The 15,728-nt window shown below is 38.7% G+C and carries 19 protein-coding genes and 2 pseudogenes; 5 read left to right on the top strand and 16 right to left on the bottom strand.

Annotation, left to right across the window (positions count from 1 at the left end; translation table 11 throughout):
- Positions 1 to 97: 97 nt before the first annotated feature.
- Positions 98 to 1,275: pseudogene (locus MKP09_RS22495) on the bottom strand (DPP IV N-terminal domain-containing protein); the annotation flags it as partial.
- Between the two features lie 331 nt (positions 1,276 to 1,606).
- Between MKP09_RS22495 and MKP09_RS22490 the strand changes: the two are divergent.
- Complete coding sequence (locus MKP09_RS22490; protein ID WP_240832696.1) at positions 1,607 to 2,095, top strand: LacI family DNA-binding transcriptional regulator; 489 nt, start codon at positions 1,607 to 1,609, stop codon at positions 2,093 to 2,095.
- 63 nt (positions 2,096 to 2,158) lie between these two features.
- Positions 2,159 to 2,665: a substrate-binding domain-containing protein gene (locus tag MKP09_RS22485; protein ID WP_317235475.1), complete on the top strand. Its 507-nt coding sequence runs from the start codon at positions 2,159 to 2,161 to the stop codon at positions 2,663 to 2,665.
- 5 nt (positions 2,666 to 2,670) lie between these two features.
- On the opposite strand, the gene MKP09_RS22480 is transcribed toward MKP09_RS22485, so the two are convergent.
- Positions 2,671 to 3,255: a 5' nucleotidase, NT5C type gene (locus tag MKP09_RS22480; protein WP_240832693.1), complete on the bottom strand. Its 585-nt coding sequence runs from the start codon at positions 3,253 to 3,255 to the stop codon at positions 2,671 to 2,673.
- A gap of 201 nt (positions 3,256 to 3,456) precedes the next feature.
- Between MKP09_RS22480 and MKP09_RS22475 the strand changes: the two genes are divergently transcribed.
- The gene (locus MKP09_RS22475; protein WP_240832691.1) at positions 3,457 to 4,326 is read left to right on the top strand and encodes an MFS transporter; all 870 of its coding nucleotides are present in this window, start codon (positions 3,457 to 3,459) and stop codon (positions 4,324 to 4,326) included.
- 68 nt (positions 4,327 to 4,394) lie between these two features.
- Positions 4,395 to 4,634: a hypothetical protein gene (locus MKP09_RS22470; RefSeq protein WP_240832689.1), complete on the top strand. Its 240-nt coding sequence runs from the start codon at positions 4,395 to 4,397 to the stop codon at positions 4,632 to 4,634.
- Between the two features lie 58 nt (positions 4,635 to 4,692).
- Here MKP09_RS22470 and MKP09_RS22465 read toward each other — a convergent pair whose 3' ends face one another.
- From MKP09_RS22465 to MKP09_RS26915, 6 genes are all read right to left on the bottom strand, one after another.
- Positions 4,693 to 5,082, bottom strand: coding sequence for an HIT family protein (locus tag MKP09_RS22465; protein ID WP_240832687.1), 390 nt, complete (start codon positions 5,080 to 5,082; stop codon positions 4,693 to 4,695).
- A gap of 80 nt (positions 5,083 to 5,162) precedes the next feature.
- Positions 5,163 to 5,636 carry a transcription elongation factor GreA gene (greA, locus tag MKP09_RS22460; RefSeq protein WP_240832686.1) on the bottom strand — a complete coding sequence of 158 codons (474 nt, stop codon included), beginning with the start codon at positions 5,634 to 5,636 and terminating at the stop codon, positions 5,163 to 5,165.
- 132 nt (positions 5,637 to 5,768) lie between these two features.
- The gene (locus MKP09_RS22455; RefSeq protein ID WP_240832684.1) at positions 5,769 to 6,266 is read right to left on the bottom strand and encodes an NAD(P)-dependent oxidoreductase; all 498 of its coding nucleotides are present in this window, start codon (positions 6,264 to 6,266) and stop codon (positions 5,769 to 5,771) included.
- Positions 6,200 to 6,649, bottom strand: coding sequence for a Rossmann-fold NAD(P)-binding domain-containing protein (locus MKP09_RS22450; protein ID WP_240832682.1), 450 nt, complete (start codon positions 6,647 to 6,649; stop codon positions 6,200 to 6,202). Before MKP09_RS22450 ends, MKP09_RS22455 begins: the two co-directional genes overlap by 67 nt.
- Before the next feature lie 318 nt (positions 6,650 to 6,967).
- Entirely contained in the window at positions 6,968 to 7,270 is a 303-nt protein-coding gene (locus MKP09_RS26920) for an rRNA adenine N-6-methyltransferase family protein (RefSeq protein WP_262915578.1), read from the bottom strand.
- 25 nt (positions 7,271 to 7,295) lie between these two features.
- A complete protein-coding gene (locus MKP09_RS26915) occupies positions 7,296 to 7,718 on the bottom strand; it encodes a ribosomal RNA small subunit methyltransferase A (RefSeq protein WP_262915577.1) in 423 nt (140 codons plus the stop codon).
- A gap of 246 nt (positions 7,719 to 7,964) precedes the next feature.
- Here MKP09_RS26915 and pdxA point away from each other — a divergent pair.
- Positions 7,965 to 8,986 (top strand): annotated as a pseudogene (gene pdxA, locus MKP09_RS22440) (4-hydroxythreonine-4-phosphate dehydrogenase PdxA).
- A 66-nt stretch (positions 8,987 to 9,052) separates the two neighbouring features.
- Here the strand turns inward: pdxA and MKP09_RS22430 are convergent.
- From MKP09_RS22430 to atpA, 8 genes are all read right to left on the bottom strand, one after another.
- Positions 9,053 to 9,589, bottom strand: a complete 537-nt coding sequence (locus MKP09_RS22430; RefSeq protein ID WP_240832676.1) for a hypothetical protein — start codon at positions 9,587 to 9,589, stop codon at positions 9,053 to 9,055.
- Positions 9,590 to 9,784: 195 nt separating this feature from the next.
- A complete protein-coding gene (locus tag MKP09_RS22425; RefSeq protein WP_240832674.1) occupies positions 9,785 to 10,378 on the bottom strand; it encodes a hypothetical protein in 594 nt (197 codons plus the stop codon).
- Entirely contained in the window at positions 10,354 to 10,698 is a 345-nt protein-coding gene (locus MKP09_RS22420) for a hypothetical protein (protein ID WP_240832673.1), read from the bottom strand. The genes MKP09_RS22425 and MKP09_RS22420 overlap by 25 nt, the downstream gene beginning before the upstream one ends.
- A gap of 14 nt (positions 10,699 to 10,712) precedes the next feature.
- Entirely contained in the window at positions 10,713 to 10,895 is a 183-nt protein-coding gene (locus MKP09_RS22415; RefSeq protein WP_240832672.1) for a hypothetical protein, read from the bottom strand.
- Positions 10,896 to 11,069: 174 nt separating this feature from the next.
- Positions 11,070 to 12,605, bottom strand: a complete 1,536-nt coding sequence (locus tag MKP09_RS22410; RefSeq protein WP_240832671.1) for an ATP-binding protein — start codon at positions 12,603 to 12,605, stop codon at positions 11,070 to 11,072.
- A 53-nt stretch (positions 12,606 to 12,658) separates the two neighbouring features.
- Complete coding sequence (locus MKP09_RS22405; RefSeq protein WP_240832669.1) at positions 12,659 to 13,189, bottom strand: hypothetical protein; 531 nt, start codon at positions 13,187 to 13,189, stop codon at positions 12,659 to 12,661.
- Positions 13,190 to 13,256: 67 nt separating this feature from the next.
- On the bottom strand, positions 13,257 to 13,964 hold the full coding sequence (locus tag MKP09_RS22400; protein WP_240832667.1) for a LytR/AlgR family response regulator transcription factor: 708 nt from the start codon (positions 13,962 to 13,964) through the stop codon (positions 13,257 to 13,259).
- A 150-nt stretch (positions 13,965 to 14,114) separates the two neighbouring features.
- Positions 14,115 to 15,698 (bottom strand): F0F1 ATP synthase subunit alpha, encoded by a 1,584-nt coding sequence (atpA, locus tag MKP09_RS22395; RefSeq protein ID WP_240832665.1) that lies wholly within the window; start codon positions 15,696 to 15,698, stop codon positions 14,115 to 14,117.
- Positions 15,699 to 15,728 lie beyond the last annotated feature (30 nt).

Raw genomic sequence — 15,728 nt, 5'->3', positions numbered from 1 at the left:
CTGCAACCTGAATCCATTCAGTTTCGGGACGGGTGTAATAATTTGAGAAACTATGAACGGCGAATTTACCTCCAGGTGAAAGATTATAGCTATTGGTTCCGTCATATTTTTCTGGTGTCAAAGGCTCCAAATTACCGTCTCCATTGAGTTTGGTACGGTACAAATATTTTTGTGTTGCATTTTCCGGAGAGGCATGAAAGTAAACATAGCCGCCCTTTTCATCAATAGCAGCAATGTCCATCACGTCATATTTTCCTTTTGTAATGAGCACTTCCTTTTTCCATCCCGGCTTATTCTGTACAAATGCCGCCAGCCATCTTTTTCGGAAGGCCATAAAAATTCTTTTCCATTATTTAACCAATCCCAACCACCGTTTGCATAATCCTCATCCCATAAAGGTAGAATGTCAAGCCAGGCGCTATCTTTTTCATTGTATATCGGCTTTGAGCTTCCACTTTGTATATTGCATAGCAGGAGATTGCTTTCATTCTGTCTTCTGTTCAAATGTTGAACAATCAATTCCTCATTATTACTAGCCCACTCCATGCGCGGCGCATACGAACCCCATGTAGCATCATCAGGAATGTTCATCCATTTTGTTTTAACATCCTGCAGGTTAACAACACCAATTTTAAAAATAGATGGTTTTTCTCCGGCAACCGGATATTCGATTGGTATTAACGTTGGGTAAATAGAATCAGTATTATTTACCATATTATAAACTTTTGTGTCGCCGGTAATTATTTTCCAGTAAGCAATTTTTTTGCTGTCGGGCGACCATCTAAACCCATCGCGACAAAAAAACTCTTCTTCATAAGCCCAGTCAAAAGTGCCGTTTATATTTTTACGATCGCCATCTTTAGTTAGTGGCGTGATCTTTCCGGTGGCCAGGTCTTCTACGTATAAATTGTATTCACTTACATACGCTGCTTTTGAATTATCGGGCGATAGCTTGGCAAACATTAAAGATGAAACAGGTTTTCCTTTTCCAAGTTGTTGTAATTTACCTGATGTTGCATCATATACCCAATAATCGCCGCGTGTGTCCTGCCTCCATACCTTTTTTGTGTTATTGTATATAAGGAGTTTCGACTCATCAGAACTTACAATAAAACTTCTTATTTCAATTGGCTTAGTTGCGTTAGCAGGAGTCAATTTTTCTTTTGCTACCAAAATGGTTTTTTCGTTTTGTGGTAACGTGTATTTTACTATTGCGCCGTCTTCCGATTTGTAATAAGCGTTGCCATCGGCAGACCAGTTAACGGACTGTGCCATGATTGGCGTAAAAGCGATGAACAATAAGCAGAAGCAATAAAATTTTTTTAACATGTAAAAATGTTTTGATGATGGTGATAAGCGAATGTACATATTGATGAATAAATGGTAGTGCGTAAATTGATGAGCGGCAGTTTTAAAGAGGATAGTTGACGGTTGACAGTTTGTGCGAGTTAAGACTTCCGAGGTTTTAAAAACCTCGGAAGTCTGTGGTGCTGTTGACAATCGTTTATATAGGATGCCATATATACAACAGCACAAGCGAGCGTGGCAAGATCGACCAGTTATATTTACCGATGACACAATAAAAATCTGTGTTACATTTGTTTTCATGCAAAAGCCAGGAAAAGTTTCGATGAAAGATATTGCCCGTGAAGTGGGCGTGTCTGTGGCGCTGGTATCTTATGTGCTGAATAACCGTTTTGAAAACAGGATTAATAAAGACGTAGCGGAGAAAATAAGGAAGACCGCCAAGAAACTGCAATACCGGCCTAACCAAATTGCTAAAAGCCTGAAGACAAATAAAACTTTTACAATTGGCTTAATTGTGGCTGACATTTCAAACCCCTTTTCTTCAACATTGGCCAGAATTATTGAGGACGAGGGCGCTAAATACGGGTACACAGTGATTTTTGGAAGTTCTGACGAAGACCTTACCAAATTTGAAAATCTTACTAACGCTTTCTTAAATCGGCAGGTGGATGGGTTGATTATGTTGCCGCCAGAAGGTGCTGAAGATTTTATTATCGGACTAAAAAATCCAATTTCCCTTTTGTTATTGTGGATCGCTACTTTCCGAAAATTGATGCACATTGTGTGAACGTAGATAATTTCAAAGCATCGTATGACGCCGTAAAACTATTTATAAAATGGTAAAAAGAGAATCGGTTTGATCAGTTACAAAACCAAACTGAACCATTTAAATGACAGAACAAAAGGATATACTCAGGCACTTACGGATCACAAAATTGCTGCTGATAAAACCCTGATAAAAAAGGTAAGTCTGAACCATGACGCCACAGAAATTACAGCGGCAGTAAAGTCTTTGTTATCGACACCTTCTGTTGATGCTATTTTATTTGCTTCAAACAGAATTGCATTACATGCTTTAAAATATATTCAGCAAACCGGTATAAAAATTCCAGATCAGGTAGAATTGATCGGTTTTGATGAAAGCGAGGTTTTTGATTTTTTTCAGCCTCAGCTTTCGTATGTAAAGCAGCCCATGCATCAACTGGGACAAACGGCTACTGAATTATTGATGGACATTATTACACAAAATAAAAAGGAACAACTTGTGTTTGTTCCTTCGGAGCTTATTAAGCGCGGTTCTACCTCATCCGCCAGTGGGCGGACAAGCTCCCAACCCTCTCCAAAGGAGAGGGAGTAAAGCGGCTAGGCATATTTACTTATTGCCGGCGAAAAATCAGCTGGCGCATCATGATTAATATACAATTGAGGGTTCAATAAAAGATGTTCGATTTCAAGCCAGTTGTGTACTCTTTTATGTTTGCCAGCATTAGCCAGTTCATTATGTGGCTGTGTAAATAAAATGGTTCTGCCTTTAAATGAATCCAGGTTTTTAAAATGGTCATCTATCATTACATCAGCGTCAATAATGGCTTTTGAACCACAAAACATCATTTGCTGCCATTTGATAAAAGGAAAATGCTCATTTAACCAAGCCTGCTTTTCGGGCAATGACTGTGGAAATTCAGTTGCCGCCGAGACAATGAATATTTCAAATCGCTCGTTTAATTTATATAATACTTCCTGGCTGTTTGCTATTACAGGCATGCCCCTAAAAAAGCCTGGCTGATATAAATAGGTTCTTGCATTTTCAAAAGTTTCATCTTCAGTTTTACCTGATCCTTCTTCAACAGTTTTTCTAATACCTGTTTCGGCATATTCATAGTTTACAAATTGTTCAAAACAATCTGCTAATACGCCGTCCATATCTACTGCTATTCTTTTTTTCATAAAATTTCTATTTAATAAAAATATTCCATCGGAATGAAAAATTCAATTGCAAAAATAACACATTTGTTTAAACGATTAAACAATTTTACGTACTTTTGTGTCTCAATAACACAATCTTAACGTGTTAATTGATCACAGTCAATGGAATATAGGTGAAACCTTGCTATTCTATCTGACAATAAGAATAACAATGATATAAAGATGAATAAAAAATTATTTTCATTAGCATTAGGCGGACTGGCAATTGGAACCACAGAGTTCATTATTATGGGCTTAATGCAGGATGTAGCAACTTCTTTACAGATCAGCATTCCCAAAGCAGGTTATCTTATTTCTGCTTATGCAATTGGTGTTATTGTTGGCGCGCCTTTGCTCGTTGCTGCATCTGTAAAATACAACCCCAAAAAAGTATTAATAGCGCTGATGGGTTTGTTTACTTTGTTTAACGGTCTTTCAGCATTTGCGCCGGATTATAATACGCTTTTAATAGCAAGATTTTTTTCCGGGTTACCGCATGGTGCGTTTTTTGGTATCGGCGCTGTAGTAGCGTCTAAACTTGCCAAAGAAGGAAAGCAAGCACAAGCTATATCGATGATGTTTGCCGGATTAACCATTGCCAATTTACTGATGGTTCCTTTGGTAACTTATCTGGGACATGAGTTTGGGTGGCGCCTGGCATTTATCATTGTAGCTTTAATTGGGCTTGTAACCATTCTTTTTATCAAGATGTGGTTGCCACCGATAAATCTAAATACGCAAAGTAGCATTAAAGATGAATTGAAGTTTTTTAAAACGCCCAAAGCCTGGCTGATTATTTTTATTACAGCGATCGGATTTGGGGGCTTATTTGCATGGTTTAGTTATATTTCTCCTTTAATGACGCATGTATCAGGGTTCTCAACTAAATCAGTTTCTTACATTATGCTGGTTGCTGGGGCAGGTATGGTTGTTGGCAATTTTATTGGCGGTATCATGGCCGATAAAATGAAACCGGAGAAAGCAAGTGCCATTCTTTTTATTTCGTTAGTTGTTGCCTTAATTGGCGTTTTCTTTTTTCTGACAATCAGGTAATATCTATTTCCCTAACATTTATTTGCGGCCTTTTAGCAATGGCGGTTGGTTCCCCGATAAATATCCTGATGATAAGATCAGCTGAAAAATCAGCGATGATGGGCGCAGCATTTATGCAAGCTGCTTTTAACATGGCCAATTCTATCGGTGCCTACTTTGGCGGTCTTCCTATTTCATTCGGGTTGGGTTATAATTACCCGTCTTTTGTAGGAGCTATAATGGCATTTGCCGGTTTTTTACTCAGCATCACATTTATGATAAAATATGGCAGTGCAAAATCCAAACCTGGAAATTTAGCATTAAACTAATTTCTCAGCGAACCTCACCCCAGCACTCTCCAAAGGAGAGGGAGCAGGATAACACGTATTACAAATTGCTAATGATTAGCTCCTGCACTTCTTTCAGTTCTTCATTGCTGAGCTTTAATTTGGGCTGAACAAAATTCAGGTCATTCGCATCATTTATTGGAATAAGATGTACATGCGCATGCGGTACTTCAATACCCACAACACTTACGCCGCAGCGATTACAGTCAAATGATTTCTCGATGGCCTTAGCAATGGGTTTTGCGAAAACCAGTAATTCTGAAAGATAGTCGTCAGGAACATCAAACAGTTTATCAATCTCTGTTTTGGGTACTACAAGCACATGGCCTTTTCGCAGCGGCATAATATCCAAAAAAGCGATGAACTTATCATTTTCCGCAATTTTATAAGACGGTATTTCACCTGCGATTATTTTTGAAAAAATGGTCATAAATAGTAAGATTAGACAGCACTGAAATTACAATAAAAAACCGGCCGAAGCCGGTTTAACATTAGCTATTTAAAGATTTGCTACAAACTTATTTCTTCTACCCTGAACTGAATAAGGCCTGCAGGCGCCTGTACATCGGCAACCTCGCCTGGCTCTTTGCCAAGTATGCCCTGCCCTATAGGAGAGCTTATAGATATTTTACCAGCTTTAAGATCTGCTTCCTGTTCACTTACCAATTGGTAGGTTACTTCCTTTTTTGTTTTCAGGTTGGTGAGCTTTACTTTGGTTAATATAGAAACCTTACTGGTATCGATAGTGCTTTCGTCAAGCACACGGGCATTAGCCAATGCACCTTCTAATGCAGCAATTTTGGCCTCCAGGAGGCCTTGAGCCTCTTTAGCCGCATCATATTCTGCGTTTTCTTTTAAATCGCCTTTTTCACGGGCTTCGCCAATAGCCCTACTGGCGGCAGGACGCTCCACGCCTTTCATGTGCTGCAATTCTTCTTTCATTTGCTCCAGCGTCTCGCTCGTTACATACTGAATAGCACTCATAACTCTTCTTTTTATGTTTAAACAAAAAAAATAACAACGCCCTGAAACTACCCTGAGCGTTGCTATCAATTGTTACAAATATAATGAAAAGATTATTCTAACAAGAAAACGAATTGTTAAAGAAAACAGGCCTTAAAATCCAAGTTTTCCTAATAAAACAGTAGCCATTTTTAAGAACGCTTCATGGCTGTAACCAGCAATATGCGGGGTAACTATTACATTCGAAAAAGAAAGTAATTCATCCAGCTGCTGCCGCTCATCAATTGTATAAGAACCGAGCTTTTCGTTTTCAAGCACATCCAGGCAAACGCCCGAAATTTTTTCTTCTTTTAAGCCGATTATCAGATCGGCAGTATGGATCACCTTTCCACGGCAGGCGCTAAGGATAATTGGTTGCTGTCTCAACTTGTTTAAAAAATCGAGGTTAAGCATGTGGTGCGTTTCGGCGGTAAGCGGAACATTAAAACTGATCACTTCAGCTTCTTCCAACACTTGCTCTAAAGTCACTTCTTTAACGTAGCTATTTCCAAAATCCTTTTTAAATTTATCATGCGCCAATACCGTTACCTCAAATGGCTGCAACAACTTTGCAAAACTGCTGCCCGTGTTACCATATCCAATGATGCCCACTTTTTTCCATAAAGCTCGGTTCCGCGGTTTTCATCTCGAAGCCAGATTCCTTGTTTTACTTCAGGAATTGCAATATTCATTTTATTCAGCAACAACAAAAGCATGCCTAATGAATGTTCGGCCACCGCATTTCTATTCCCTTCCGGGCTGCTGGCACATAAAATATTTTTGCTTTTGGCATATTCCACATCCACAAGTTCCATTCCGCTTCCCAGCCTTCCAATCCACTCCAGTTGCGGCATTGCATCAATCAAAGCTTTGTCAACTTTTATTCGTGTTGTTAAAACTAAGCCCGCAATATCCTTTCCTCTTTCTTTTATTTCTTCATAAGATATCTGCGGTTCATAAGAAACATCAAACCCTTTTTCCGTAAGTGTTTGCATTAAAATGGGATGCGCATTTCCCGTGATAATTACTTTTTCATTTTTTCTAAATACGATTTTTTATTTTTTGTCCAGGCTGATGAACAGAACCCATCTGTCTTGCGTCGCACATTTCATTTGTGGTACTTATGGCATCATATATATTCTTCGCCAATTCAGTCCGGATGTTTCACATCCGGCTATAGTAGTTCAACTCCTTCGGAGTATATCCGTTTCAACTTCCTCATTTGTTAACAATTCTGGTCAGACCGGGACGGTCAGACCAAGTCGCTCCATGTCATTATCACATCATCACATTGGCTAATTGGCTCATTTCTCTCACCTCATCCTAAACGTAAGTGCAGCAAAATCTTTTACCGTAAGTTGCTCCGCTCTTTGATTAAAAATCGGATCTTCCAAAACTTCACTGTCAAATAAAGAGCGAACCGCATTACGCAACATTTTTCGCCTTTGGTTGAACGCTGTTTTTACCACCGTAACGAAATATCTCTGGCTCTTCATGGGTTCCACATTTGCTTTTCGATACATTTTTATTACACCGCTTTTAACTTTAGGTGGCGGATTAAAACAATTTTCATGTACATCAAACAAGTAATGTACATCGTAAAACGCCTGAATCAATACGCTAATTACCCCATAAGTTTTATTACCGGCGGGGCGGCAACCCGCTGCGCCACTTCCTTTGAAACATGCCCACCATAACCGGCACCAGCTCTTTCCAATCTACTATTTTAAAAAGAATTTGCGTTGATATATTATATGGGAAATTACCAACCACCGTAAAATCGCCTTCAAACGGCGGCTCTGTATCCAGGAAACTTTGGTGAACGATTTTGTCTTTAAGTTCGGGATAGGTAGCGGATAAATACGTCACCTTTTCTTCGTCTATTTCAATAGCTTTGAAATTGACATCTTTAATATCTTTTAAGTATTTAGTAAGTGCACCTCCGCCGGGACCCACTTCAAGCAGTTGATGCAAGGGATCTTCCTGAAGCGCTTCAACAATCTTTCGGCAAATATTTTCATCTTTCAAAAAGTGCTGGCCTAAAGATTTTTTTAGTACGTACATGGCGCAAAGTTAATTGTCTGAACCATGATTTATACGATTAATAGATTTTTTGGATTATGATAAAGACTTCCGAGGCGTTGAAAACCTCGGAAGTCTTTGTCTGTCGTCGTTTATGTAGGATGCCATAAGCACCACAATTGAAGTGTGCGACGCAACACAGATGAGTTATGTTCTTCTGCCTGGACAATAAACATCACGGTTCACTAAAAAATAAATTCTTTACTTTTACCAATTACGTTTATTGATATGAATACAAACAAACCTGTAATTGGCATTTCGTGTGGAGATATTAATGGCATTGGCATTGAGCTGATTGTTAAGGCTTTTTCTGATGCCAGAATTTCTGAAATATGTACGCCTGTTATTTTTGCAAATAACAAAGTGGTGAACTTTTACCGCAAACTGGCTACTGATACCAATTTCAACTTTAACCCAATAAAAGATTTTTCAAGGATCAATACCAAGCAGGTTAACATTTTTAATTGCTGGGAGGAAGATATAGCCATCACGCCAGGAGTACTAAACGAAACCGGAGGTAAGTATGCTGTTATTTCACTTCGCTCAGCTATTAAGGCTTTGCAGGACGGTTCTGTAGCGGGATTGGTTACCGCGCCTATTCATAAAAGTAATGTGCAAAGCGAAGACTTTACTTACACAGGCCACACGCCTTACCTGAAAGATGCATTTGAAGCTAAAGATGTAGTAATGATGATGTGTGCGGAAAATATGCGCGTGGCGCTGGCTACAGAGCATGTACCTGTTAAAGACGTTGCCAGCCATTTAAATGTAGAGTTGATACTAAGTAAACTAAACCTTATTCAACAATCACTCATAACCGACTTTGGAATAACTAAACCGCGTATTGCAGTGTTGGGTTTAAACCCGCATGCGGGCGACGATGGCTTGGTGGGAGACGAAGAAGAGATCATTAAGCCAGCAATTAAAGAGGCTAAGAATCGTAACCAGCTTGTGTTTGGACCATTTAGCGCCGATGCTTTTTTGCGCGTGGGCAACACGAAAAATTTGATGCTGTATTATCCATGTATCATGATCAGGGATTGATTCCTTTTAAATCTCTTGCAATTGGAGAAGGCATCAATTATACAGCCGGCTTAAACATTGTACGTACATCTCCGGATCACGGTGTGGCATTTGATATTGCGGGCAAAGGAGTTGCGGATCAATCTTCCTTTCTGGAAGCTGTTTACAAATGTGTAGATATTATAAATTACAGAGAAGAGTATAAAAATAACCGAGCCAACCAATAAAAAAGTGATGCCGGAAGTGACAGCTAAACTTGTGGATGAGAAAATAGATGAGTAATTAACACCAAATTATTTGGTTCTCTTTAATAACCCTTTTGTGTACCTGGTCAGGGTTTTTGCGTATTTTTTCGCTTTCTTTGTCGCCAGATCTTTCGCTTTTAGCTGATTAAAAAGATCAATCGGGTTAAATTTCTTTTCCTCGTTTAATTTGTGAAGCAGACTTAATATAGCCGGCGTTGTTGACGCCATCAGAAAATTAATGGTTTTGTTTCTTACGTTGGCCTCCTTTGCTATTTCGTCGATGGTGTGAACCAGTTTTACTCCAAATATTTCAGAATTAATGCCCCTTCCTTTTTGAACGATATATAGATCAGGACCAAAAAAATCTTTAAATCTCAAAACAGAACATTCTTTCCCGATCTTGAACATTTCATCCGTTTTTTCTAAATTCTCGAATTGTCCGGTTAGCGCATTGAGCGTTGCATCAGTGATCAGGTCAACAGCTTTTTCAATATAAGTAAGGGGTTCTTTAAAATAATTACTTGCCGACAGGCAAAGATCGCCTTCAAGTTGTAATTGTGATATAATTCGGCTTTTGAAATCCATAACTAATTTTAAAGTAGTGCGAGGACATGGGGCAAAAAAAGAAGAGGGGCGAACGTCCAGCCTGGAAAGGCACCGCAGCCCACTCTAAGCCCTCTAAACCACTGTAAAAGTAAACAGATGGTTTTAATGTTTTAAGCGATATTCGATGAATGGGCTAATTTATTAGATGAATGCCATTTTTTTAGATAAAAAAGATTACGGTTTGTCCAGCTCGGGTAAGATGGCCCAGTAAAACACAACAACTCTCCTACGTTCGTCATTATCAGTGTAATTTGTAACATTTTTAAAAGGCAATGCTTCTCCACGACCGTAGCTTGTTGATCCAACGGCAAGCTGGTTAAAACTCGTGAACTTTGATGCATTATCCCTCATAATCATTTTTAGATTTTTCAACAGCTCGGCTGCTCTAAGATCAGAAAGAGCCAGGTTTAGTTGTTCTTTAGAGGGATCATCAACGTTTAAATAATTTTTGAGTTCTTTATAAAGAGCTGTTTCTGTACTAAAAGGCAACGCATCTGCATAGCCAACTATAACCAGGTGAATACTTCTCTTAACATCGGTATAACGGTTAGAAAGCGCAGCCATCGAGTCTATTGCAGGTAGAAATGAACGGGACAGAAGGTTAAATCCGGAAGGAGCTATTTTGTAAACGCCAGGGTCAAAAAAAGCGCCTAAGCCATATTTTTCAAAAGCTTTTACTTTTACTGCTTCATTAAGTAATTCATAGATTCGGTCGCGCTTAATGCGGTTTTGATTAAAAGAATCTAATTGGCTAATATATAATCCCACTTGAGAATTATAATTAGAACGGCTGAAATTGGATTTTTTTCAAGAAAAAAATCGACTGCATGCACAGTTTTTTCCGTTTCCTCCAGGTCTTTTTTAAGCTTTCTGATTATTTCATTGAACCGGTTGTTAATTGAACTGTCAACGCCTTCTTTTTCAACCTTCTCAATAACAGCGGTAATAATTTTGTTCAATTCTGCAGTATCTGTATTAATTATTTGTTTTGTTTCAACGGCTTTTGCCCTGGCCGAAAAGAACCTTTGCTGAATTCCACATGAGCAAATGAAAACGCTTAATATCACCGTTGCAATTAAATTCTTCATAAGTGCGCCAATTTTTATTGGGGTAGCGGTTTAATGATAAAACCATCGTTATCCTTAGTTGGAGCTGTAGATATTTCTTTGATCTTCTTCTTCAATATTTTAGAATATAGCAATTTTCGCTCTGGAGAAGTATTTACTATTGAATCTTGATCAGGTGCCTTTACAGTAGCGTCTCTTTTAAGCGAGATATTAATCAAATTAACGCTCTCTCTAATTTAAGGTCCTGCGAAGATAATAAAAGCTGATCCACAAAAATCCCTTTGATCTTTGGGTTAGCGCTTTTCCAGTTATAGAACATCGCCAACAACAATAGCAGCGCCCCAACCCATAATATCCATAACGAGGAGTTGGTTAATCTGGTATATAAGGCTTTATTCCTTAACGGCATGTTCCAAAGTATTATTTATAAGCAAATCAATCTCTTTAATTAAAACGTTGCTGTTCCTGGAAATATTATCCATATCGTCAGTTAATTCGCTTCCTTTTTCTGATAAAATTTTGTAGATAAAATGGTTTGGGCCTAACGAAAGAAATGTGGACTTCATTCTGTGTAAAACACGATGTACGCCTTCCTTATTTTTTTCTTCAGACAATAAGAGCAGATCCTTTTTATCCTGATTCCATTGCAGGCCCATCTCCTTAATAATTTCCATCAGCATGTCACGGTTATCTCCAACTATGGTTCTTAAAAAGTCGAGTCCTTCATCCTTTTTGCTGCCGTTTACTATTGGCTGCTCTATCTCAACATTATGAAGATAGGAAGTCATTTTTTGAACCAACAACTCTTCATCAAGCGGTTTCGCCATGTAATCTGAGAAACCTGCTTCCATACATTTTTTCACTTCTCCTTCAGAGACATAAGCAGTCATAGCAATAACCGGTGTTTTAAGATAAAGTTCGTTTCTTAAAACTGATATTGCTGTATAACCATCCATAACCGGCATTTGAATATCCATAAAGATTAGATCGAAAGATTCACTCTGTAAAAGATCTACTGCAATTTGTCCGTTATCAATGATTTTGGGAGAAAGTTGATGTTTATTAAAAATATGCTTGATTAATACCTGGTTTGCCCTGTTATCTTCTACAACCAGTACTTTAAAACCTTTGAAAGAAAATTTCTCAGTAGTAGCTTCGTTAGGTATCTCTTCAATAACTGTCGATTTTTCAAGTATACATGTAAAATTAAATTCTGAACCTTCATTTACATGACTATAAACTGATATAGAGCCGCCCATCCTTTCAACAAGATTTTTTACAATGGTCAGGCCAAGTCCTGTACCCCCGTGCTGTCTTTGGGCCCCGTGTTCCAACTGTTCGAATCTTTCAAAAATAGTAGCCACTTTATCTTTGGGAATTCCGATCCCGCTGTCTCTAATTGTAAAACTTAATTTATAATATTTTTGCTCCTCATCAATCCAAACTATGCCAGCGCTAACATCTATCCCACCTTGAACCGTAAACTTAATAGCATTGCTTATCAGATTGATAAATACCTGTTGCAGACGATCAGGATCTCCAATTACATATTGAGGTATTTGTTCGTCGATGAAGTATTGATACCAAAGTCCTTTTTCTTTAATTGTAGCTGAAAACATTTTCTCAATCCTTGTGAAAAGATCATACAGATTAAAAGGCCGATGTGCAACAGTAAGTTTTCCTGCCTCTATTTTAGATAAATCCAACACATCATTCACGATATGCAATAAATTATATCCGCTTGATTTGATTATTTCAACATACTCCTTTTGCTGGTTATCCAATTCTGTTGTATCAAGCAATTTCCCAAAACCGATTAAAGCATTGAGAGGTGTTCTAAGTTCATGACTCATGTTTGCCAGAAACTCATCTTTGGCGTTTTTACTTTTTAAAGCAGCTAACTCTGCAGCTTTCAACTCTACGATCAACTTAAATTGCTGCGATTGTCTGCGTATAATTATTGTGGCCAGTACAAGAATGGCTATGATGGAAAAAATCGCCAGTACCCGGTTGAAAAAGACAGTTTGCCAGCCTGGTCTGAATTCTTGTCTAATGTTTGTTGAAGATTACTTTTAAGCTCTTCCTGAAGTTTCAGGCAATTCTCATATACTTTTTCTCCGGGTTTTAGCATTCTTAACGAATCAGTCATAAGCTGTAACTGACTGCTGTTAGAACTCTTTGCCGCTTTTATGATCCTTTCAGAAATATAAACCTGCGAATCGACAATATTATTGATTGTTTCAGCAATATCCTGTCCTTCCGGAAGACCATTATTTACTATCACATAGGCATGGTAGCCAAGCCTTGTTAACGAATCTGCAAGCGGCCTTAAGTTGTTTTTATCTGATATAATGCTGCTATTCTTGAACTTTCCTTCAAGATCGAAAGAGGTATTTACAAGATCCTGAATACTATTGTTAAGCAGGAAGGTCTTTACTGCCTGGCGGTTCCCAATAGTTAATGCCGTTGTTGATTTATTCGTAAAAAACTGTGTTACTACTATAAGCACCATTAGTGCCAGCGCTAAAATCACAACTGAAAAAAAGGGGTCCCTTTTTGGTTCATGGTAGTTTAACCTGTTAAAGTAATTGTAGGCTCTTCAAAAGGCCATCCTTGTTAGATTCGGAAATAGGAATAGGCTGACCATGTACGTAAACGATCCTGTCTTCTATATAGTCGATTTTATCTAACGCAATTGTATAACTTCTGTGTATGCGCATAAATTTTTGTGAGGGCAACTTATCTTCAATGGCTTTTAAGCTGCCGTGAATTACATAGCTTTTTTGCGGAACATACACTTTGATATAATCGCCCTTCGCTTCAATCCACAAAATGTCATTCATATTCAATTTGCGAATGACCCTATTATCTTTTACAAAAACAAAATCACTTGATTCGTCTTTTCCTATTTTTACGTTTTCGCTAACCAAAAGCTCTTTAGCGCGTTCTACAGATTGCATTACTCTGGCCAGGGAGAATGGCTTTACTATATAATCTACCACATTTAGTTCAAAAGCTTCCACCGCATAAGCCGGTTTGCCTGTTGTTAAAATGGTCAATGGCCTTTGAGGCAGCATTCTTAACAGCTCAAGCCCGGTTAAACCAGGCATTTCTATATCAAGAAATAAGATATCAATAGCATTGTTCTCAATGTAGGTTTTCGCTTTCAGCGGATCATCAAATTCTCCAAGTATATTAATACCTTCGATTTTAATGAGGATCTGTTGAAGCAACATCCTTGCTACTTTATTATCATCTACGATCAGGCAATTTATAGGGCGGTCCATATCAAATTTTATATAGCTAATATACGCATTCCAAACTAATTAAAAACACATAAGCCCTGCTCCGTAGAACAAGGCTTATTCTAAAAATATGAGAAAAATCTGATCTCATTTCACTAATTGCCACAGCCAAGCTGGATGGCAAAGATCAGTTTATGCTTTTTTGTACTGAGGAATAAGGCTGTTAGCCAATTCTACCATTTGCTTTAAACCTTCCTCGGGCAAATTGCCTTTTTTGAATTCGGCCATTACTTCAGGCAGCTGGTTGTCCATTTCCAACAGGAAATGATCTTCAAACTCTCTTACCCTGTTCACCGGTACTTCCCTAATTAGGCCGTTGGTACCTAAATATATAATAGCCACTTGCTTCTCAACAGCGAAAGGAGAATACTGAGGTTGTTTCAGTATTTCTACGTTGCGGGCTCCCTTATCAATTACGTTCTTAGTAGCCGCATCCAGATCGCCACCAAATTTGGAGAAAGCTTCAAGTTCACGATAAAGTGCCTGATCAAGTTTTAAAGTACCGGCTACTTTTTTCATGGATTTAATCTGCGCGTTACCGCCTACACGGCTAACCGAAATACCTACGTTAATGGCAGGACGAATACCTGAAAGGAATAAATTCGACTCAAGGAATATCTGCCCGTCGGTAATCGAAATTACGTTGGTAGGAATATATGCCGATACGTCACCAGCCTGGGTTTCAATAATGGGAAGCGCTGTTAAAGAGCCACCGCCTTTTACCAAATGCTTAATAGAATCTGGTAAATCGTTCATGTTTTTAACGATCTCATCATTATTGATCACCTTAGCAGCTCTTTCTAATAAACGGCTATGCAAATAGAATACATCACCTGGATAAGCTTCACGTCCTGGAGGACGACGTAATAACAATGATACCTCGCGATAAGCTACAGCCTGTTTAGAAAGGTCATCATAAATAATTAAAGCCGGGCGTCCGGTATCGCGGAAATATTCACCAATTGCAGCCCCCGCAAATGGAGCATAGAACTGCAAAGGAGCCGGATCAGAAGCAGAAGCTGCTACGATTGTAGTGTATTCCATCGCACCATTGTCCTGTAAAGTTTTCATTACACCGGCAATAGTTGATGCTTTCTGGCCAATTGCCACATAAATACAGTAAACTGGTTTACCTGCTGCAAAAAATTCTTTTTGATTGATAATGGTATCAACTGCGATAGCTGTTTTACCAGTCTGGCGGTCACCAATAATCAATTCTCTTTGTCCACGACCAATAGGAATCATCGCATCAATAGCTTTGATACCAGTTTGCAAAGGTTCTTTTACCGGTTCGCGGAAAATTACCCCCGGAGCTTTACGCTCTAAAGGCATTTCATATAATTCACCAGAAATAGGGCCTTTACCGTCAATTGGATTTCCTAATGTATTTACCACGCGGCCCGTCATGCCTTCGCCTACTTTAATAGATGCGATCTGACCGGTACGACGCACTTTTGATCCTTCCTTAATACTTTTACCTTCACCCATCAATACCACACCCACGTTATCTTCTTCGAGGTTAAGCGCAATGGCGCGAACACCATCTTCAAACTCAACCAGTTCTCCGTAACGAACATTTCCTAACCCGTAAACACGGGCAATACCATCACCCACTTGCAGCACAGTACCTATTTCCTCTAAATCAGCGTGAGCATTGAAGTTGCTTAATTGTTCCCGCAGTATGGCGCTTATTTCGTCGGGTTTAATGTCTGGCATATACTATATTTAAATATTGGTTTTTTTATG

Source organism: Paraniabella ginsengisoli (genome assembly GCF_022513635.1).
GTDB classification, from domain to species: Bacteria; Bacteroidota; Bacteroidia; order Chitinophagales; family Chitinophagaceae; genus Niabella; species Niabella ginsengisoli.
The sequence above is the reverse complement of the archived record's forward strand: the minus strand, read 5'-3'. Positions and strand labels throughout refer to the sequence as shown.